The following is a 17,550-nucleotide window of genomic DNA, read 5'->3' as shown; positions in this document are numbered from 1 at the left end:
GGCCCCGTGCCTATGTCCTGACGCGGGGCACGGGGACCCGCGACCAGTCGATGTCGGAGCCGAAGTAGAAGCCCGGGTACGCCGGCTGGTTGTAGGCCGTCTGCTGCCGGGCCACGTCGGCGCGGTACTGCGGGTCGTGCATCAGCGTGTACATCTTCCTGCCGGTCACCTCGGTGCTCAGATAGATCCGCACCGCCTCGCCGTCCGCCGTACGGACCAGCAGTTCCTCGCGCCAGTCGCCGAAGACGTCGGCGACCAGCCCCGGGTTGCCCTTCGTCCAGTTGTTCGCCAGCGTGCCGTCGGCGGCGAGGACCGTGCCGCGCCTCCAGTCGTCGATCGTCGGCGTCTGCAGCTCGGTGGTCGCGGCGCCGTTGACGAGCTGCGTGGTCATGTCGGCGGCCCAGCGGATGCTCATGTTCGTGCCGGGGGTGCCGCGCCCCAGGTGCTCGCCGCGGGCCGACCACAGGCCCGCCTGGATCTCCTGGTCGGGGGGCATCGACGACCACGCCTCCACCCCGCGGACGGCCGGGTCGATGTCGCCGACCATGCCACGACCGGTGTCCCGGCCGCTGTAGCCGCCGTGGATCACCTCGCCGGTGGCCGCGTCGCGCAACGCCCATCCGTACGGCGCCCAGGCGCCGCCCTCGTGCACCGTCCAGATCTCCAGGCCCGGCCGGTCGGGGTCGAAGTCGCCCACGTGCAGGGCGTCGCCGTGGCCGAGCCGGACGTTCTGCCCGGGCACGCTGCTCTGCGGCGGGCCCTCGGCGAACGACGAGTACAGCAGGTCGCCGTCGTCGTCGATGGTCGCGGCGCCGTAGACGATCTCCTGCCTGCCGTCGCCGTCCACGTCGGCTGCGCTCATCGAGTGGAAGCCCTGCGTGGTCAGGTCGGCATATTCCGGGTTGCTGCCGGGGACGCCGTGAGGTGAGGCGTCGAACGGGTTCGCCATCGGGGCGTGGCCGCTGTCGACGTACCAGACCTCCTCCAGCCGCCGGCCGTTCCAGGTGTAGGCGACGAGCGTGGTGCGGGTGTAGTACCCGCGGGCGAACACCGCTGACGGGCGCCTGCCGTCGAGGTAGGCCACCGCGGACAGGAACCGGTCGACCCGGTTGCCCGGCTCGATCCTGGACATCGCGTAGTCGCCCCACATGAGCCCGTCGTCGCCGCGGCCGGGCTTGTAGGGGATCGTCTGCAGTTCCCTGCCGGTGGCGCCGTCGAGCACCGACAGGTATTCGGGGCCGGTGAGGACGAAGCCCTCGAACTCGCGCAGCCGGTTGTTGCCGCTGCGCCCCGGGGCGTAGACGTCGACGAAATAGGTGGCGAGCTCTACGGCGTCCTCATGGGAGAGCGGATATTCGTGGGCCGGCTCGATGCCGAAGGCCTCTTCCAGCGTGGCCGGCCAGCGTTTCGCGACCACCTCCGGGTGCTTGTGCCATTTCGCGAACATGTCCACAACATGGTCGAAATAGTCTGCTGCGCTTTTGCGATAGTCGTCCTGGTGCGAATAGCCCGCTCTGACGTCCCGGCGCGGCATGGTGACGTAACGCTCGGAGACGACCTGGCCCCTGCTCCCGTACCGGATGATCCTCGTGCCGGGTGCGGTCTTGAGCATCATCTCCGATCGGCCGTCGCCGTCGAGGTCGTAGACCGTGAACTGGGTGTAGTGGGCGCCGGAACGGATGTTGACGCCCAGGTCGAGCCGCCAGCGCAGGGTGCCGTCGAGCTCGTAGGTGTCGACGTAGGTGTTGCCGGTGTAGCCGCGCTGGGAGACGTCCTTGGAGTTGGACGGGTCCCACTTGACGACGTACTCGTAGCGGCCGTCGCCGTCCACGTCGCCGACGCTCATGTCGTTGGCGGTGTACGTGTAGGCCTCGCCCGTGGGCGTCACGCCGTCGGCCGGTTTTCGCAGCTTGAGGTCATAAAACGATTTATCCCATGGCTGGACTGAGGCGCTGGGCCGGCCCTCCCGGCCCCTGGTCACCGGGGTCACGTGGTAGCGCGAGGAGCGGGTGCCGCCGGCGTCGAGGTGGTTGGTGCTGTCGGTGACCGTGGCGATGGGGCGGCCGTCGCGGTGGACGCGGAAGGCCGGGCCCTTCATGCCGGTCTCGCCGTACCCCGTCACCTCGTCGCCGAGCAGCCGCCAGCTCAGGAAGACGCCGCCGCTGGTCGTGGCCGCCACCAGGCCGCGGTCGAGGTGTTCGAGCCGGAGGCTCGCGCCCGGCCGTCCGTGACCGGCTCCGCCCGCCGCGGCCGGGGCCGCGCTGAGGGGGAGGCAGAGCAGGGCGGCCAGGGAGGTGATGAGCGCGCGGCGGATGCTGCTGGGGGGTTTCATGGTCACGGGCTCCTGGGGGTGACGCCCGCATGGATGCGGTCGGCCCGGCACCCTGGCGGATTAAATCGATATAATCAATCGGGAGGTTATTGCTGCCTTGGCAAGGTGTCAAGGGTGCGTATCGCCGCTATTTACCGACTTATTGCGACGTGGCGGTATTTCACGGGACATTTGATGGATAATGCGCGGTTCTTTGGGTTCGCTCCGGCCGGCCCGTACTCCGGCGAACGCCCCGCGCGCGTCCCGTGCGGGGCGTCAGAAGTGGAACAGGCCGGCGCAGGCGGAGGCGGCGGCCTGCTCGTCACCTACCACGACGGCACGGGCCAGAGCCACCAGGCGGTCGGCCGCGATCCGGGACTCGTCCACCGGCGCCACCTCCGCGAGCAGGTCGTCGAGCTCGGCCAGCAGGCTCGGCCCGGACAGCCGGCGCACGCAGGGCCAGGTGTCGGAGAAGCGGACCTGAGAGCCGTCCGCGTCGAGCAGGGCGAGCCGGAGGCTCCTGTCGGGGTGGGCCGCCGCGCTGCGCGCCAGCCCCGACATGACGGCCTCCCGCGCCCGGGCGAGATCGGCGGGATCACGCTCGGCCCACAACGACGACAGGGCCGGCTTCTCGTCCTGGAGGGTCGGCGCGAGCACCACGGCGCCGTTGCCGTGCTGCACCTCGACCTTGCCCTGAACCTCCAGCGCCACCAGGGCGCGGCTGAGCGACGCGCGGCTGACCCCCAGCTCCGCGGCCAGGAGCCGCTCGGGCGGCAGGCGATCGCCGGGGGAGAGCCCCTGGGCCTCGATGAAGCGCGCGATGTGATCGGCCAGCTGCACATACAGGCGCGGCCGTTCCAGGCGTCCTGGAACGGCGGAGGTCTGCGGGCGCTTCTTGGTCACGGAGGACAGTCTATTGACAGCCCGCCTCAGTGGAGCAGAGGCTAGGCCAATCTGGAAATGGCGCACGTAACCGGGTCAGGCGCCCGACCCCCTGAGGAGCTGCCGATGTCAGCGGAGATCATCGCGCTGGTCGTGCTCGTACTGGTGTTCCTGGTGGCCACCATCCGATCCATCAACATGGGCGCGCTCGCACTCGTGGCCGCCTTCGTCGTGGGGACCTCCGTGTTCGGCGTGGAGGTGGACGACGTGCTCGGCGGCTTCCCGGCGAACCTGTTCGTCATCCTGGTGGGCGTCACGTACCTGTTCGCGCTGGCCAAGACCAACGGCACCGTGGACTGGATCGTGCACCGGGCGGTGGTCGCCGTGCGCGGTCGCGTCGCCCTGATGCCGTGGGTGATGTTCGCGGTCTGCGCCGCGATCACCGCGATCGGCGCCGCCAGCCCGGCCGCGGTGGCCATCGTGGCGCCGGTGGCGATGGGCTTCGCGGCCCGCTACCGGATCCACCCCGTGATGATGGGCCTGATGGTGGTGCAGGGCTCGACCGGTGGGAGCTTCTCACCGATCGGCATCTTCGGCGCGATCACCAACGGCGTCGTCGACCAGAGCGACCTGCCGGGCAACGCGGCCGTCCTGTTCGGTGGGGCGCTGGGCGCGTGCGCTCTCATCAGCCTCGTCGGCTTCCTCGCCTTCGGAGGCACCAAGCTGCTGCAGCGTGACCGGCAGTCGTTCAGGACGGCGGTCATGAGCCGCGCCGGCGGCGGCCCCGGCCCCGGTGACGGCCCCGACGGCGATACTGACGGCGGCGACCACCCCGTGGACGACGCCCTGCCCCGCCTAGACGCGCAGCGCTCGCTCACGCTGATCGGCCTGCTCGTGCTGGCGGTGGGCGCGCTCGTCTTCGACCTCGACATCGGTTTCCTCGCGCTCGCGGTGGCGGTCGTGCTGACCCTGATCTTCCCCTCCGCCGCCCGCGGAGCCGTCGACAAGATCAGCTGGGGTACGGTGCTCCTGGTCGGCGGCATCGTCACGTACGTCGCCCTGCTGCAGGACCAGGGCACGGTGAAGTGGCTCGGCGACGGCGTGGCCGAGGTCGGCGCTCCGCTCCTGGCGGCCCTGCTGATCTGCCTGATCGGCGCCGTGGTGTCCGCCTTCGCCTCCACGACCGGCATCCTGGGCGCGCTGATCCCGCTCGCCGTACCCTTCCTGCAGACCGGGCAGGTCGGCGCTGTCGGCATGGTCACGGCGCTGGCGATCTCCTCCTCGGTGGTGGACTGCAGCCCCTTCTCCACCAACGGCGCGCTGATCGTCGCGAACGCCGACGTGGCGGTCCGGGACGACGTGTTCAAGCGCCTGATGACGTGGGGCATGACCATCGTGGTCGCCGCGCCGCTTCTGTGCTGGCTTGTCCTGATCGTGCCGGGGCTGTCATGACCCGCTCCGCCGACCTGCTCGCCGAACGGCTCCGCCGGTACCGGATCCTCGGCAGCGCCACCGACACGCGCCACTCCGCCACCGCACCCGGAACCGCCGTCGACGACGCGGTCGCGTGACGCCGGCCGAGGTGGTGAGGGCCCTCAGGAGGGGGCCTGTGACGCGAACTCGACGCCGACGTCCTCGAACCAGGGCGGCACGCCGTCGGTCACCAGGAGTTCGGCCGCGTCCCAGCCGCACACCCGGATCGGGGCGCTCAGCGCGAACTTGCGCGCGTCGCCCACCACGATCGTCCTGCGCGCGATGGCGATGAGCCGGCGCTTGGTCTCGGCCTCGTACGGTGTGGCCCCGTAGACGCCGTTCCCGTCGAGCGCGGTGGCCGCCAGGAACAGGGTGCGCACGCTCATGTGCTCCAGCCACGCCAGGGTCTCCGGCCCGCCGAACGAGCGGGTGTCCCTGCCGTACTGGCCGCCGACCCCGATGAGCGTGATGTCGGGTCTCGGCGCGAGCACGGCGATGGCGGGCAGCGAGTGGGTGATCACGGTGAGGTTCGCCCCGGAGGGGAGCAGTTTGGCGATCTCCAGCGTGGTGGTGCCCGAGTCGAGGGCGATGGCCGTGCCCGGCTCCACGTGGCGTACGGCGGCGGCGGCGATCGCCCGCTTGGCGGCGGACGCCTGAACGGAGCGGTCGGTGAACGGCGTGGCACCCATGTCGGCTGCTGCGGCGCCTCCGCGTACCGCCCTGACCAGGCCGTCACCGGCCAGCCTGCGCAGGTCGCGCCTGACGGTGTTGGGGGAGACGCCCAGCTCGGTGACCAGGTCGGCGGCGGCGACGTACCCGTCGAGCTCGATCCTGCGCAGGATCGCCTCGCGCCTGTGCGGGGCCGACGAGTAGCGCAGGCTCGCCTCCATGTCGCTCATATGACCATGATGCCCCATAAGTTGGCGTTTTTCGGCCAACTTATGGACTTATAGTGACAATATGGCGTTGTTGTGCGGGATCGACGTGGGCACCACCCACGTCAAGGTGGGCTTCTTCGACGACGGGGGCGGCTGCGTCGCTGCCGTACGCCACCCGACCCCGCGCGACCTGCCCGCCCTCGTGGCCGCCGTCGTGGAGGCCCTGGCGGAGTGCGCCGCCCGCGCGGAACGCGGCCCCGACGCGATCGGGATCGCGGGCATGGCCGAGACCGGCGTGCCCCTCGACGCCTCGGGACGCCCGCTCACGCCGCTGCTGTGGTGGAACGACCCCCGCGGCCACGAGGAAGCCGCCGCGCTCCGCGGCACCGGCCCACCCGGCGCGGGCGAGGACGCGGTGGCGGTTTACGCGCGGACCGGGCGGTGGGTGGACGGGAAGGCGCCGCTGGCGAAGTGGCTCTGGTTGCGTGCGCACGAGCCGGGCGTGCCGGCGGCGATGCGGTGGTGGGCGAGCGTGCCCGACGCGGTGGCGTACGCGCTCACCGGCGTGCTGCGCACCCATGAGACGCTGGCCGCGCGCACCCTCGCCTACGACGTCGTACGCGGCCGCTACGACGAGGACCTCCTCGCCCTGGCCGGGCTGGGTCCCGAGCAGCTGGCGCCCACGGCCGGGGCGGTGGAGCCCGTCGGCGGGCTGACGGCGAGGGCGAGCGGGGTGGCGGCCGGGACCCCCGTGGTGATCGCCGGTCACGACCACGCGGTGGGCGCGTGGGCGTCGGGCGTACGCCGTCCCGGGGACGTGGCCGACTCCATGGGCACGGCGGAGGCGGTCCTGGCGCCGGCGGCGCACCGGCCCGACCCGCGCACCGGCCTGGCCCTGGGAGCCACGGCCGACCCCTCGCTCGACGGCGCCGGCACCGTCCTGGTCGGAGGTCTGCCGACGAGCGGCGGCATGCTCGACTGGCTCCTCGGCCTGGCTCCTCCCCCTGACGCCCCCCGGGCGCGGGCCACGGCGGAGCGCGCGGGCGAGCGGGAAGCGGGACGGGACAGGTACGCCGCCCTGCCCGGACTGCTGGACGGGGTGCGGTTGCCGACGGGCATCATCGCCGAGCCGTACCTGCGCGGCAGGGTGGCGCCCGCGCCCGACCGCGAACGCCGGGTCACGATGTCCGGGATCGGGCCCGAGCACACGTTCGGCGACCTGCTGGCGGCCGCCATGGAGGGAACGTGCCTGCACACCCGCTGGACCGTGGCCGAGCTCGCCGCCGTGACCGGCGCCGCTCCCGAACGGCTCGTGGTCTTCGGCGGGCAGGTCCGGGTCCCGCTCTGGATGCGCGTGAAGGCGGCGGTCTCGCCCGTGCCGGTGGAGGTCGTACGGGCCGACGACGCGGTCTGCGCGGGCGCCGCTCTCATCGCCGGCCAGGCGGGAGGTTCGCTCGGTGACGTCCCCGTGCTGCCCCGCGAGCCGCAACGGCACGACCCCGGCCTCGCCGCCGCCTACCTCCCCCTGTACGAACGCTTCCTGACCTCCGCCGGCCGGCGGGAGCACGGATGACCAGGCAGAACCATCAGATCGGAGCACCCATGACCAGCCAGGAGACCACCACGCCCGCCCCCACGCTCGACCTGCTGGCCCGCCCGTCCGGTGGGTTCGCCATGGTCGCCATGGACCAGCGGGAGAGCCTGAGGCAGATGTTCGCCGCCGCCACGGGGGAGCGGGTGGACGACGACACCCTGGCCGGGTTCAAGCTGGCGGTGGCGCGGGAGGTGGGGCCGCACGCCTCCGGGTTCCTGATCGACAGGGACTACGGCTTCGACCGGGTGGCCGCCGAGGGCATGGTCCCCGGCGGGCTGATCATCGCCGTGGACAGCCTCCGGCAGGCGCCCGACGGCCCCGTCGAGGACACCTCGATCGACGAGACGATCGACCTGGCCGCCGCGCGGCGGGCCGGCGCGGTCGCGGCCAAGCTGCTGCTCATCTGGCGCGATGACGAGCACCGGCGGCGCCGCCTGGAGACCGCCGCCGCGTTCGTCCGTGTATGCGCCGAGGCGGGCCTGCTCTCCGTGCTCGAAGGGGTGGCCAAACCCGTCCAGGGCCAGGAGGCGGGCTTCGACGGGCCCGCCGCGATCCGGGAGGCCGCCAGGGAACTGGCCGGGCTGCGGCCCAGCCTGTACAAGGCCCAGGTGCCGCTCGGCGGCGCCGCCCCCGAGGAACGGCTGGCCGAGGAGTGCGCCCGGCTCGACGAGGTGATCCCCGTCCCGTGGGTCGTGCTCTCCCAGGGCGTGGAACGGGACGACTTCCCCGCCGCCGTCCGGGCCGCCTGCCGGGCGGGCGCGTCGGGGATGCTGGCCGGCCGCGCGATCTGGAGCGACGTGGTGGGGTCCGCCGGCCTGGCCGCGGAGCTGCGTACGCGCTCGGTGCCCCGGCTGCGGCGGCTGGCGTCCATCGTCGACTCCTTCGCCCGCCCGTGGAACGCCCGATGACGGCGCGGACGGCCGGACCGGCTGATGGTCGTCCTGCGGGAGGGCCGGCGATCGCGATGTTGCACACCGTGCCCGCGCTCGCCGCGCCGCTGGCCGAACTGGCCGCCGAGGTGCGGCCCGGCACGCGGATCCTGCACTTCGCCGACGAGAGCCTGCTCCAGGACACCATCGCCGGCGACGGCCCGCCCCCGCACGTCCTGCGCAGGCTGGTCTCGTACGCGATGTACGCCAAGGAGTCGGGAGCCGGGACGCTGCTCGTCACCTGCTCCTCCATCGGTGAGGCCGCCGAACAGGCGCGCCCGTTCGCCGAGCTGCCGATCCTGCGCATCGACGAGCCGATGGCCGGGGAGGCGGTGCGGGCCGGGCGGCGGATCGGGGTGCTGGCGACGCTCGCCACCACGCTCGGCCCGACCACCCGGCTGGTCCGGCGGGCGGCGTCCCGTGAGGGGGTGGCGCGGGAGGTCGTTCCGCACCTGTGCGACGGCGCCTTCGACGCGCTGCGCGGCGGCGATCCGGCCCGCCACGACGCCCTGGTCCTGGACGGGTTCGGCCGGCTCGCGGGGCAGGTGGACGTCGTGGTGCTGGCCCAGGCGTCGATGGCCGGGATCGTCGCGGAGGCGGACGGGGGAGTGCCGGTGCTCTCCTCCCCGCGCTCCGGCGTCGCCCAGCTGGCCTGAGCCGCCCCGGCCGGTCAGGTGGTGCTCAGGACGATGCGGCCCGTGGCCTCGCCGGCCGCCTGGCGTCGCCAGGCTTCGGTGGCATGCTCCAGCGGTACGACCTCGTGCGCCACCGACAGCCGCCCTTCGGTCACCCGCTCGGCGATCAGGGTGATGGCCGCGGCGCGCTGCTCCCTGGTCAGCTCGTTGTTGGTGTAGCCGAGCACCCGCAACGACCGGCTGCGCAGCGTGGCGGAGTCGAGCGGGGACGTCTCCGACGCCGAGCTGCCGAGGTTGACGATCCGGCCCCCGGGACGCAGGGTGCGGGCCGCCGCGGCGGCCGGGACGCCGAAGAGCGGGTCGAGCACCAGGTCCAGCGGCCCCTCGCAGGCGGCGGTGAAGCGGGCGGCCAGCGCGGCCACGTCGTCGGTGTCCAGGGTGACGACGGCGTCCGCCCCCGCCTGCCGGACCTGCTCGCGGGCCTGCGGTGAACGGGCGGCGGCGACGACCCGGCGGGCGCCCGCGAGACGGGCGAGCTGGATGGCCGCCTGCCCCACCACGCCACCGCCGCCGAGCACCAGCACCTGCTCGCCGGCTGCCAGCTCGCCCCGCCAGGTCAGCGCCATGTGCGCGGCCACGGCCGACAATCCGAGCGCGGCCACGGCGAACGGGTCGGCGCCGCCGGGCAACTCGACGAGGTCCTCGGCGGGCACCGCCGCCAGCTCCGCCATGCTGCCGTCGCCCGGCGCCATCCCCGCCGGCGTGGGGAACCACACGAGCCGCCCGCCGACGGCCCCGACCCCCTGCACGCCGGGCACGTAGGGGACGGACGGCGTCCCGAAGTAGGAGGCGCCGCCCGCGCACAGCAGGTCGAGCGGGGTGATCGGGGCGGCGATGACCCCGACCGTCTCGGCACCGGACGCCACGGGTGCCGGCCGCTCGGCGACCACGGGCGGCAGGCCGCACGTCTCGATCGTGACGGCCCGCATCACGCGATCACGTCCAGGTCCGTCATGTGGCGATGTCCGGGTACGGCAGGCTCATGTGGGACAGCCGCCGCGCGTACTCCTTCTGGAAGCCCAGCGGCGGGTGGTCGCGCTCGAACATCGCGATGAACAACGTCAGCGTGAGGAACGGGTGCGCCCCCAGCTCGAACAACTTCGGGTAGTCGTGAGCGGCCAGGGCCTCGCGTTCGACGTCGTCGAAGCGGAGCCACGTCGACGACTCGCCGGTGTGGCAGCCGAGGATGCGGTTGGCGTACTCGGCCTCCCACATCTCGACGGTGGCCCGCGGCTCCTCGCGGTAGCGCTCGACCAGCTCGGGGTCGCGGTCGACGGTGAAGAGGAACTTGTTCAGCAGGTATTTGCTCATGACCCGTCGCCTCCGTTCGGATACCACGTGAAGTACGCCTCCATGGTGTGGAACAGGTCGTACGTATCCACATAGTCGGCTTTCTTCCCCTCGCCGGCCACTCCCATCATCAGCATGAAGTCCATGAAGCCGTGGGTGGCGTTGCCGGGTTCCCACAGGCTGTCCAGGGTGACCTCCGACAGGCAGCCGTCGAGGTCGCCGGTGGAGATCCACTCGACGGCCCTGCGGTCGAACTCGGGGTCGGGGCCGTGCGGCCCGAACTGGCGCGGCCCGCCGAGCTCGAGCGACAGGTGCCCGGTGCCGATGACCGCGACCCGCTGGTCGGAGGGCCACGACTCGACGAGTTCCCTGATGGTCCGGCCGAGCTGCACGAACCGTTTCGGCCGCGGCAGGGGAGGGGCGAAGATGTTGGTGTAGACGGGCACGATCGGCAGGTCGTTCTGCGGGCGCAGGGTGATGATCGGGCACGTGATCGAGTGGTCGATCCGCAACTCGTTGGAGAAGGCCAGGTCGAAGCCCGCGTCCAGGCCCTCGCGCAGGATGTACGCCGACAGGTCCTCCTGCCCGGTGAACACCATCCTGGGCAGCCCGAACTCGCGTTCCTCGTTGTAGAAGTTCGCGTCGTAGAAGGGCGCCTTGCCGACGAGGAACTGCGGCATGTTGTCCAGCCACAGCTGGTGGAAGTGGTCGGAGCCGACCATGACCAGCACGTCGGGCCTGGCTCTGGTCAGGGTCTGCCGGAACGCCTCCACCTTGCGCACCCACTCGTCGGCGAACGGCGGGCGGTCCTCGCCCGTGGAGGTGCTGGCGCGGTGGTAGAAGGGGTGGTGGGTGGATGCGATGACCGCGACGAGTTCAGCCATGCGTCTCTCCGTAGGGGTCGGGGGGCACGGACCGGTTGTTCAGGTCCACGGACAGGAAGATCTCGTTGGCCACGGGGTGGCGCAGCTCTTCGGCGAGCTGGCCGATCAGCCCGGCGGTCCTGGCGAGGAGGGCGAATCCGCGCAGCAGTTCCATCGGCAGCCCCAGGTCGGCCAGGGCCGCGCCGCAGACGCCCGCGCCGTTGAGCGGCAGGGTCCTGCCCAGCACGCGGGGGTGCACCCGGCCGACCGCGGCGAACAGCGACAGGTGCGGCCCGAACAGCCCTTCCTCGGCCGCGATCTCGAACAGGCGCGGCGTGCGCGGGTCGCCGTCCTTGTGCACGTGGTGGCCGAGCCCGGGCACGCGCCGGCCGGATTCGCGCCAGGTCGTCACGGTGTCCAGCGCGAGCGCGTCCCAGCCGGCGTCGTCGGAGGGGAGGGGGTCACGCTCCTTCAGCACGCCGGCGAGGAAACGCCCGCAGTCCTCGGTGACGCCGAGGAACCGGGAGCCGCCGCCGAGCAGCCCGGCGGCCAGCGCGCCCTGCACGGAGTCGGGCGCCGACAGGTACGTCAACCGCGTCACGATCGCCGTCGGCGTGAACCCGTGGTCGGCCAGCGCGGCCAGCACCGCCTCGAACACGCGCACCTCCCCCCGGGACGGGCGGCGCTGCGTGGCCAGCCAGAAGGCCAGCTCGCCGAAGCCCACCTCGCCCATCACGTCGGCGGCCAGGTCGTGGCCGAGCAGGGTGATCGACGTGGGCGACGACGCCCCGAGCGCGGTGGGGTAGTCCCCGGGCGTCACGACGGCCGCCCCTCGGACAGCCACGTGCGCAGCTCGGCGCCGTGCTCGTCCAGCTCGGGCGGCGGCAGCGCGTAGCCGGCGGGTGTCTCGGAGAACCGGATCGGGTGCCGCGTCGTCGGCACCGCCCGCTCGCCCTCGCCCACCTCCACGACCGGGTCGAGCCCGAACCGCTCCGCCGCGGCGAACCCGCCGTCGATCGTGTTGATGGGCCCGCTCGGCACCCCGGCCTCCAGGAGCAGGTCGAACCACTCGTCGGCGGGGCGCCGGGCGAGCCGCTCGACCAGGATCGGCCGCAGCTCCTCGCGGTTGGCCGTGCGGCTCGCGTTGCGGGCGAAGCGGGGGTCGTCGGCCACCTCCGGGATGCCGAGCACCTCGCACAGCTTGCGGAACTGGCCGTCGTTGGCGGCGGCGACGATGAGGTCCTGGTCGGCCGTGGGCAGCGGTTCGTACGGGAACACGCTCGGATGCGCGTTGCCCATCCGGTAGGGGACCACGCCCCCGGCGACGTACGCAGAGCTCTGGTTGACCAGCCCGGTCAGCGCCGACGACATCAGGTTGACCTCGACGTGCTGGCCCCGCCCCGTGGCCTCGCGGTGGCGCAGCGCGGCCAGGATGCCGATGACGGCGTGGTTGCCGGCCATCACGTCGAACACGCTGATCCCGGCCCGGTAGGGCGGCCCGCCGGGGTCGCCGGTGAGGCTCATCAGCCCCGACATGGCCTGCACCATCAGGTCGTAGCCGGGCACACGCGCCCCGGCCCCGGAGCCGAAGCCGCTGATGGACGCGTACACGATGCCGGGGTTGGCGGCCAGCACGGCGTCGTAGCCGAGGCCGTACTTGTCCAGCCCGCCGGGCCGGAAGTTCTCCACCAGCACGTCGGCCCGGCGGGCCAGCTCCCTGGCGGCGTCGGCGTCGGCTTCGTCGCGCAGGTCGAGGGCGATCGAGCGTTTGCCGCGGTTGACCCCGAGATAGTAGGTGGACGCCTCGCCCCTGGCGGGCGGCGTCCACGTCCGGGTGTCGTCGCCGCCCGGCCCTTCCACCTTGACGACGTCGGCTCCCATGTCCGCCAGCAACATCGTGGCGTAGGGTCCGGCCAGGACCCTGGAGAAGTCGGCGACCAGCACGCCGGACAGCGGCCCCCGCGGCTCGGTGTCAGTCATCGAGTCCCATCCTCGCGTCCGTTGAACGGACATATGTCCGCCCAGTCGATCCCAGCATCTGAAGGCCAGGGCGTCAAGCGTCTTGACAGCCGGACGCGCGCTCATCACAGTAGCGGTGACCGTATAGCGGACAGCTGTTCGCCAACGAGGAGCGTGCCATGAACGACTTCGACCCCGGGCGCCCCGTGGTGCTGCGCGGCGGCACGGTGCTGCCCATGGACGGGCGCCGGGTGCTGCCCCGCACGGACGTCCTCGTCACCGGGGACAGGATCGCCGCCGTCGGCCAGGACCTGCAGGCCCCGCAGGACGCCATCGAGATCGACGCCTCCGACGGCATCGTCATGCCCGGCATGATCGACACCCACCGCCACATGTGGCAGACCGCGATGCGCGGCTACGGCGCCGACTGGACGCTCACCCAGTACTTCGTCTGGTTCTACCTGGAACACGGCAAGCTCTTCAGGCCCGAGGACGTGCACGCGGGCAACACGCTGGCCGCGATCGAGGCCCTGGACGCCGGCGTCACCACCGTCGTCGACTGGTCGCACGGCCTGCAGACCGTCGACCACGCCGACGCCGCCGCCGACGCGCTGCGGTCCGTGCCGGGCCGGTACGTGCTCGCGTACGGCAACATCCAGGCGCCGCCCGCCGAATGGACGGCCACGCCCGAGTTCCGCGACTTCGTCGCCCGGCGCGTCACCGGCGACGACCTGCTCGGATTCCAGCTCGCCTTCGACGTGCTCGGCGACCCGTCGTTCCCGGAGAAGCCCGCCTTCGAGGTCGCCCGCGAGCTCGGCCTGCCCGTCACCACGCACGCCGGCGTGTGGGGCGCCACCAGCGACGACGGCATCAAGCTCATGCACGAGCACGGCTTCATGACCCCCGAGACCGTGTACGTGCACGCCGCCTCGCTGTCGGCCGACTCCTACCACCGCATCGCGGCCACCGGCGGCTCCATCTCGGTCTCCACCGAGAGCGAGCAGAGCGCCGGGCAGGGCTACCCGCCCACGTGGGCCGTCCGCGCCCACGGCATCCCGGTGTCGCTGTCCATGGACACGAGCGTCTGGTGGAGCGGCGACCTGTTCTCCGCCATGCGCACCACCCTCGGCGCGGACCGCTCCCGCGAGCACCTGGAGGCGCACGCCAGGGGCGAGACCGTCACGCACTGCGGCCTGCGCGCCGACGAGGTCGTCACCTGGGCCACCCGGGGCGGCGCCCGCGCGCTCGGCCGCGACGACCTCGGCGCCGTCGAGCCCGGCAAGAAGGCCGACCTGGTGCTCATCAAGAACGACGCGTCGCCCGTGTCGTTCCCGCTGCTCAACCCGTTCGGCCACGTGGCGTTCCAGGCGCAGCGCGGCGACGTGCACACCGTCCTGGTCGACGGCCGCGTGGTCAAGCACGAGCACCGCCTCGTCGGTGTCGACCTGGCCGCGGCCCGCCGCCAGGTCGAGCGGACGGTCGAGCACCTCCGCTCCGAGATGGGCGACGAGGCGTGGGAGAAGGGCATGAACCCGGACATCCCCGCGACGAAGATCCTCGACAACCCGTACACGTACACCGACTACCGCAGCGACTCCACGCACCGCCTGTGACCGGCCGCTGTGCGGACGGCCGACCGTGCCGCCCGTGCCGACCGTCTAAAGTCGGAGCAGGCGGATCCGAACGAGAGGGCATCGATGGCACGCGGTGACACGGGACCTGACTTCATCGAGGCGCTGGCCCGCGGCCTCGATGTCATCAGGGCCTTCCAGCCCGGGCGCCCGGTCATGTCCCTGACAGAGGTGGCGACCGCCGCCGGCCTGGCCAGGCCGACGGCCCGCCGCATCCTGCTCACCCTCCAGGAGCTCGGCTACGCCCGGCAGGAGGCGGGCGGATTCGCCCTCACGCCGCGCGTGCTCGAGCTGGGCGTCACCTACATCCGCTCCACAGGGCTCTGGGAGGTGGCCAGGCCGCACCTGGAGCGGCTGGTCAGGCAGACGCACGAGTCCTCCTCGATCGCCCAGCTCGACGGCTCCGACATCGTCTACGTCGCCAGGGTCGCCGTGCCGAAGATCGTCGCCCTGTCGGTGCAGATCGGCACCCGCTTCCCGGCGCTGCAGACGTCCCTGGGCAAGGTGCTGCTGGCCGCGCTCTCCCCCGCCGAGGTGGAGCGGGTCCTGGCCGAGCCGAGCCGCTCCGGCATCGAGCCGCGCTGGCGGCCGGACGCCGGCGAGCGCGAGGCGGTGCTGCGCGAGGTGCGGGCCAAGGGGTGGGCGATGACGGACGAGCAGCTCGCCCTCGGGATCCGGTCGGTCGCCGCGCCGCTCAGGGACGGGCTCGGCAACGTCGTCGCGGCCGTCAACGTCAACGCCCACGCCGCCGAGACCTCCCTCCACCAGCTGACCGAGGAGCACCTGCCGCTGCTGCTGAAGACGGCCGGCGCGATCAGCGCCGACTGGGCCCTCTACCAGGAGGTGCCGCACGTCACGGCCTCCTGAGCCGGGTCGCGCGCGGCCTGGGTCTTGCCGGGCGGGGCAAGTCGTCCTTCAATGAGCCCCATACGGCGATCCTGGAGGGGCCGATGCGCGGTTTACGGGCGTCCGCAGTCGTTCTGATAATGGTGCTCACCACGTTCGCAGCCGCGGAGCCGGCCGCTCCGGTCATCGCCGGGCCGGCCGATCCCGAGCCGGCCTCGCTGGTCACCCTCTCCGTTCCCGGCCAGGCCGCGTTCGACCGCCTGGTCGCCTCCGGCGCCGACCTCACGGAACGGGTCCGCCCGCAACCTGACGGCAGCATCCAGGTCGACGCCGTCGTCACACCCGGCCAGCTCGACGGCCTGAAGTCGCTGGGCGCGACCCTCGCACCCGGCGCGCCGGCCCAGGCGCGGCCGAGGGCCACCGCGCCCAAGGACCAGATCGTCATCGAGCGGGCCGTCTGGTTCAGGTCGCGCGACGGCTACTTCCTGTCCGTCGAGGCGTCCAGCAACGCCGGGCAGGCGGCCGCGCTCACCGTGACGTGGAAGGGCGCGCGCGGATCCGACGGGCAGGCGCCCATGGTCGCGTACGTCGACGCGGGCGCGTACCTCGGCCACCAGCTCAGCACGCCCGTTCCCGCGGACGGCAGGCCGCGGTGGGTCACCGTCACCTCGGCCGCGGGCGGCACGGCGGAGGCGCGGGTCAAGGAATGGCCGGACGGCGAGCGGCCGGACCGCGAGGGCCGCGGATACCAGCGCGACTTCGTCAGCCGGTACATGACGCCGGCGCAGCTCGACGAGCGCGTCAAGAGCCTGCACCGGCGCTACCCCGGGCTCACCGAGATCATCACGCTGCCGTACCGGACCAACGGCTACCGGCGGCACGCCCAGGCCCTGATCGGCACCCCGCCCGCCGCGGCCGTCGTGATCACCTCCGCCGCCTACGGCTCCGAAGGCGGCAACGACCTGGCGGTCGAGCTGGCCGGCCCCGGCGCGCCCGACCGGCCGTTGCGGGTGAACGTGGACGGCAAGCTCATCACCGTCAGCCTGGCGACCGACGGCTCGGGCACGCCGGTCAGCACCGCCGCCCAGGTCGCCGCCGCGATCAACGCCACGGAAGGCGCCGGCGTCACCGCCACGACCTACCGCGACGACGCCGGGGGCGGCGTCATGGCGCCCGCGCCGCCCGCCCAGCTCAGCGATTTCCTCCAGGCCCCCGCCGGCGTCTCCCGCGAGCCCGCGCGCGTGCTGGCCCTGCGCATCGGCACGCACCGCGACGGCTCGCGCACCGGCGTGCTCGCCTACGCCCAGGAGCACGCGAGGGAGTGGGTGACGCCGCTGGTCACCATCGAGGCGGCCGAGCGGCTGCTGCGCAACCACGCCCGTGACAGGGCGACCCGCCGGCTGCTGGAGCGCACCGACATCTTCATCGTGCCGACCGTCAACCCCGACGGCGCCAACTACAGCTTCTACGACTTCAACGCCCAGCGTAAGAACATGACCAACCACTGCCCCGCCGCGCAGTCCGACCCGGCGGCGCGCAACACCTGGGGCGTGGACGTCAACCGCAACTACGCCGTCGGATCGCTGCACGACGGCTACTTCGGCGCCTCGGCCAACTGCCAGAGCGGCACGTACGCGGGCCCGGCCGAACACTCCGAGCCGGAGAGCCGCAACGTCATGTGGCTGGCGCAGACGTACCCCAACATCCGGTTCGCCCTGAACGTGCACAGCTACGGCGGCTACTTCATGTGGCCTCCCGGCGCCTACAAGCTCGACGGCCGCGTCACCCTGCCCAGGCCGTCGGAGCAGGACCTGGCGTACTTCCTGCGCTCGGCCCGCACGATCGAGGAGGCCATCGCCGCCGAGCGCGGCACGGTCACCTGGCCGCAGCAGACGGGCCCCGTGACGGACGTGCTGTACTCGGCGGCCGGCAACTCCGCCGACGAGCTCTGGTACGACCACGGCGTCTACGGCTGGGACTTCGAGGTCGGAGCCGACCTGTGGAACCCCGCGACACGCAGGTGGGAGGGCGTGGGCTTCCAGCCGCCGTTCAGCGAGGGGCACGCCGAGGCGATGGAGTTCGCCTCCGGCCTCATCGCCCTGATCGGCGTGGCCGCCGACCACCGGGAACGCTGAGCCCCCAACGGGCCCCCGGCCCGTGGCCCGCGGGTGCGCCGCCGGGAAACGCGTACGGCCCCGC

General features: G+C 72.7%; 16 protein-coding genes. 8 read left to right on the top strand and 8 right to left on the bottom strand.

The genetic code is table 11. The features are described 5' to 3' along the window. Positions 1–10: 10 nt before the first annotated feature. Complete coding sequence (locus ACZ6SA_RS17435; protein WP_347644490.1) at positions 11–2,332, bottom strand: rhamnogalacturonan lyase; 2,322 nt, start codon at positions 2,330–2,332, stop codon at positions 11–13. 255 nt (positions 2,333–2,587) lie between these two features. Beyond that, complete coding sequence (locus ACZ6SA_RS17430; protein ID WP_347644489.1) at positions 2,588–3,214, bottom strand: FadR/GntR family transcriptional regulator; 627 nt, start codon at positions 3,212–3,214, stop codon at positions 2,588–2,590. Positions 3,215–3,319: 105 nt separating this feature from the next. On the opposite strand from ACZ6SA_RS17430, the gene ACZ6SA_RS17425 reads away from it, so the two are divergent. Both ACZ6SA_RS17425 and ACZ6SA_RS17420 read left to right on the top strand, forming a co-directional pair. Continuing rightward, positions 3,320–4,645 carry an SLC13 family permease gene (locus ACZ6SA_RS17425; RefSeq protein WP_465828897.1) on the top strand — a complete coding sequence of 442 codons (1,326 nt, stop codon included), beginning with the start codon at positions 3,320–3,322 and terminating at the stop codon, positions 4,643–4,645. Continuing rightward, positions 4,642–4,764, top strand: coding sequence for a hypothetical protein (locus tag ACZ6SA_RS17420; protein ID WP_347644487.1), 123 nt, complete (start codon positions 4,642–4,644; stop codon positions 4,762–4,764). Before ACZ6SA_RS17425 ends, ACZ6SA_RS17420 begins: the two co-directional genes overlap by 4 nt. Positions 4,765–4,788: 24 nt before the next feature. On the opposite strand, the gene ACZ6SA_RS17415 is transcribed toward ACZ6SA_RS17420, so the two are convergent. Next, on the bottom strand, positions 4,789–5,565 hold the full coding sequence (locus tag ACZ6SA_RS17415) for a DeoR/GlpR family DNA-binding transcription regulator (protein WP_347644486.1): 777 nt from the start codon (positions 5,563–5,565) through the stop codon (positions 4,789–4,791). A gap of 61 nt (positions 5,566–5,626) precedes the next feature. Between ACZ6SA_RS17415 and ACZ6SA_RS17410 the strand changes: the two genes are divergently transcribed. From ACZ6SA_RS17410 to ACZ6SA_RS17400, 3 genes are read left to right on the top strand one after another with little or no spacing between them, the layout of a single operon-like run. Then, positions 5,627–7,117: an FGGY-family carbohydrate kinase gene (locus ACZ6SA_RS17410; protein ID WP_465828896.1), complete on the top strand. Its 1,491-nt coding sequence runs from the start codon at positions 5,627–5,629 to the stop codon at positions 7,115–7,117. Next, complete coding sequence (locus ACZ6SA_RS17405) at positions 7,114–8,046, top strand: hypothetical protein (protein WP_465828894.1); 933 nt, start codon at positions 7,114–7,116, stop codon at positions 8,044–8,046. Before ACZ6SA_RS17410 ends, ACZ6SA_RS17405 begins: the two co-directional genes overlap by 4 nt. Continuing rightward, positions 8,043–8,723 (top strand): aspartate/glutamate racemase family protein, encoded by a 681-nt coding sequence (locus ACZ6SA_RS17400; RefSeq protein ID WP_465828893.1) that lies wholly within the window; start codon positions 8,043–8,045, stop codon positions 8,721–8,723. Before ACZ6SA_RS17405 ends, ACZ6SA_RS17400 begins: the two co-directional genes overlap by 4 nt. A gap of 14 nt (positions 8,724–8,737) precedes the next feature. Here ACZ6SA_RS17400 and ACZ6SA_RS17395 read toward each other — a convergent pair whose 3' ends face one another. The 5 genes from ACZ6SA_RS17395 to ACZ6SA_RS17375 are packed head-to-tail and all read right to left on the bottom strand — an operon-like array spanning position 8,738 to position 12,895. Further along, positions 8,738–9,691, bottom strand: coding sequence for a zinc-binding dehydrogenase (locus tag ACZ6SA_RS17395; RefSeq protein WP_465828892.1), 954 nt, complete (start codon positions 9,689–9,691; stop codon positions 8,738–8,740). A gap of 22 nt (positions 9,692–9,713) precedes the next feature. Next, a complete protein-coding gene (locus ACZ6SA_RS17390; RefSeq protein WP_132331584.1) occupies positions 9,714–10,073 on the bottom strand; it encodes a hypothetical protein in 360 nt (119 codons plus the stop codon). Continuing rightward, positions 10,070–10,936 (bottom strand): DODA-type extradiol aromatic ring-opening family dioxygenase, encoded by an 867-nt coding sequence (locus ACZ6SA_RS17385; RefSeq protein ID WP_465828890.1) that lies wholly within the window; start codon positions 10,934–10,936, stop codon positions 10,070–10,072. The genes ACZ6SA_RS17390 and ACZ6SA_RS17385 overlap by 4 nt, the downstream gene beginning before the upstream one ends. Continuing rightward, positions 10,929–11,735, bottom strand: a complete 807-nt coding sequence (locus ACZ6SA_RS17380) for a citryl-CoA lyase (protein ID WP_347644480.1) — start codon at positions 11,733–11,735, stop codon at positions 10,929–10,931. Before ACZ6SA_RS17380 ends, ACZ6SA_RS17385 begins: the two co-directional genes overlap by 8 nt. Further along, entirely contained in the window at positions 11,732–12,895 is a 1,164-nt protein-coding gene (locus tag ACZ6SA_RS17375; protein ID WP_465828889.1) for a CaiB/BaiF CoA transferase family protein, read from the bottom strand. Before ACZ6SA_RS17375 ends, ACZ6SA_RS17380 begins: the two co-directional genes overlap by 4 nt. A 158-nt stretch (positions 12,896–13,053) precedes the next feature. Here ACZ6SA_RS17375 and ACZ6SA_RS17370 point away from each other — a divergent pair, with 158 nt between their 5' ends. The 3 genes from ACZ6SA_RS17370 (at position 13,054) to ACZ6SA_RS17360 (ending at position 17,486) form a co-directional block, all read left to right on the top strand. Further along, positions 13,054–14,487, top strand: coding sequence for an amidohydrolase family protein (locus tag ACZ6SA_RS17370; protein ID WP_465828887.1), 1,434 nt, complete (start codon positions 13,054–13,056; stop codon positions 14,485–14,487). Positions 14,488–14,571: 84 nt separating this feature from the next. Beyond that, complete coding sequence (locus ACZ6SA_RS17365) at positions 14,572–15,372, top strand: IclR family transcriptional regulator domain-containing protein (RefSeq protein WP_443153370.1); 801 nt, start codon at positions 14,572–14,574, stop codon at positions 15,370–15,372. An 83-nt stretch (positions 15,373–15,455) separates the two neighbouring features. Beyond that, entirely contained in the window at positions 15,456–17,486 is a 2,031-nt protein-coding gene (locus ACZ6SA_RS17360) for a M14 family zinc carboxypeptidase (RefSeq protein WP_465828886.1), read from the top strand. Positions 17,487–17,550 lie beyond the last annotated feature (64 nt).

It is taken from the genome of Nonomuraea sp. NPDC049378, from assembly GCF_055586745.1.
This window is presented reverse-complemented; position numbering and strand designations above follow the sequence as displayed.

What these genes read in the sequence shown, in the direction of transcription:
- ACZ6SA_RS17435 (WP_347644490.1), bottom strand. Translation starts at nt 2,332, where the DNA reads ATGAAACCCCCCAGCAGCATCCGCCGCGCGCTCATCACCTCCCTGGCC.
- ACZ6SA_RS17425 (WP_465828897.1), top strand. Translation starts at nt 3,320, where the DNA reads ATGTCAGCGGAGATCATCGCGCTGGTCGTGCTCGTACTGGTGTTCCTG.
- ACZ6SA_RS17420 (WP_347644487.1), top strand. Translation starts at nt 4,642, where the DNA reads ATGACCCGCTCCGCCGACCTGCTCGCCGAACGGCTCCGCCGGTACCGG.
- ACZ6SA_RS17415 (WP_347644486.1), bottom strand. Translation starts at nt 5,565, where the DNA reads ATGAGCGACATGGAGGCGAGCCTGCGCTACTCGTCGGCCCCGCACAGG.
- ACZ6SA_RS17410 (WP_465828896.1), top strand. Translation starts at nt 5,627, where the DNA reads ATGGCGTTGTTGTGCGGGATCGACGTGGGCACCACCCACGTCAAGGTG.
- ACZ6SA_RS17405 (WP_465828894.1), top strand. Translation starts at nt 7,114, where the DNA reads ATGACCAGGCAGAACCATCAGATCGGAGCACCCATGACCAGCCAGGAG.
- ACZ6SA_RS17400 (WP_465828893.1), top strand. Translation starts at nt 8,043, where the DNA reads ATGACGGCGCGGACGGCCGGACCGGCTGATGGTCGTCCTGCGGGAGGG.
- ACZ6SA_RS17395 (WP_465828892.1), bottom strand. Translation starts at nt 9,691, where the DNA reads ATGCGGGCCGTCACGATCGAGACGTGCGGCCTGCCGCCCGTGGTCGCC.
- ACZ6SA_RS17390 (WP_132331584.1), bottom strand. Translation starts at nt 10,073, where the DNA reads ATGAGCAAATACCTGCTGAACAAGTTCCTCTTCACCGTCGACCGCGAC.
- ACZ6SA_RS17385 (WP_465828890.1), bottom strand. Translation starts at nt 10,936, where the DNA reads ATGGCTGAACTCGTCGCGGTCATCGCATCCACCCACCACCCCTTCTAC.
- ACZ6SA_RS17375 (WP_465828889.1), bottom strand. Translation starts at nt 12,895, where the DNA reads ATGACTGACACCGAGCCGCGGGGGCCGCTGTCCGGCGTGCTGGTCGCC.
- ACZ6SA_RS17370 (WP_465828887.1), top strand. Translation starts at nt 13,054, where the DNA reads ATGAACGACTTCGACCCCGGGCGCCCCGTGGTGCTGCGCGGCGGCACG.
- ACZ6SA_RS17365 (WP_443153370.1), top strand. Translation starts at nt 14,572, where the DNA reads ATGGCACGCGGTGACACGGGACCTGACTTCATCGAGGCGCTGGCCCGC.
- ACZ6SA_RS17360 (WP_465828886.1), top strand. Translation starts at nt 15,456, where the DNA reads ATGCGCGGTTTACGGGCGTCCGCAGTCGTTCTGATAATGGTGCTCACC.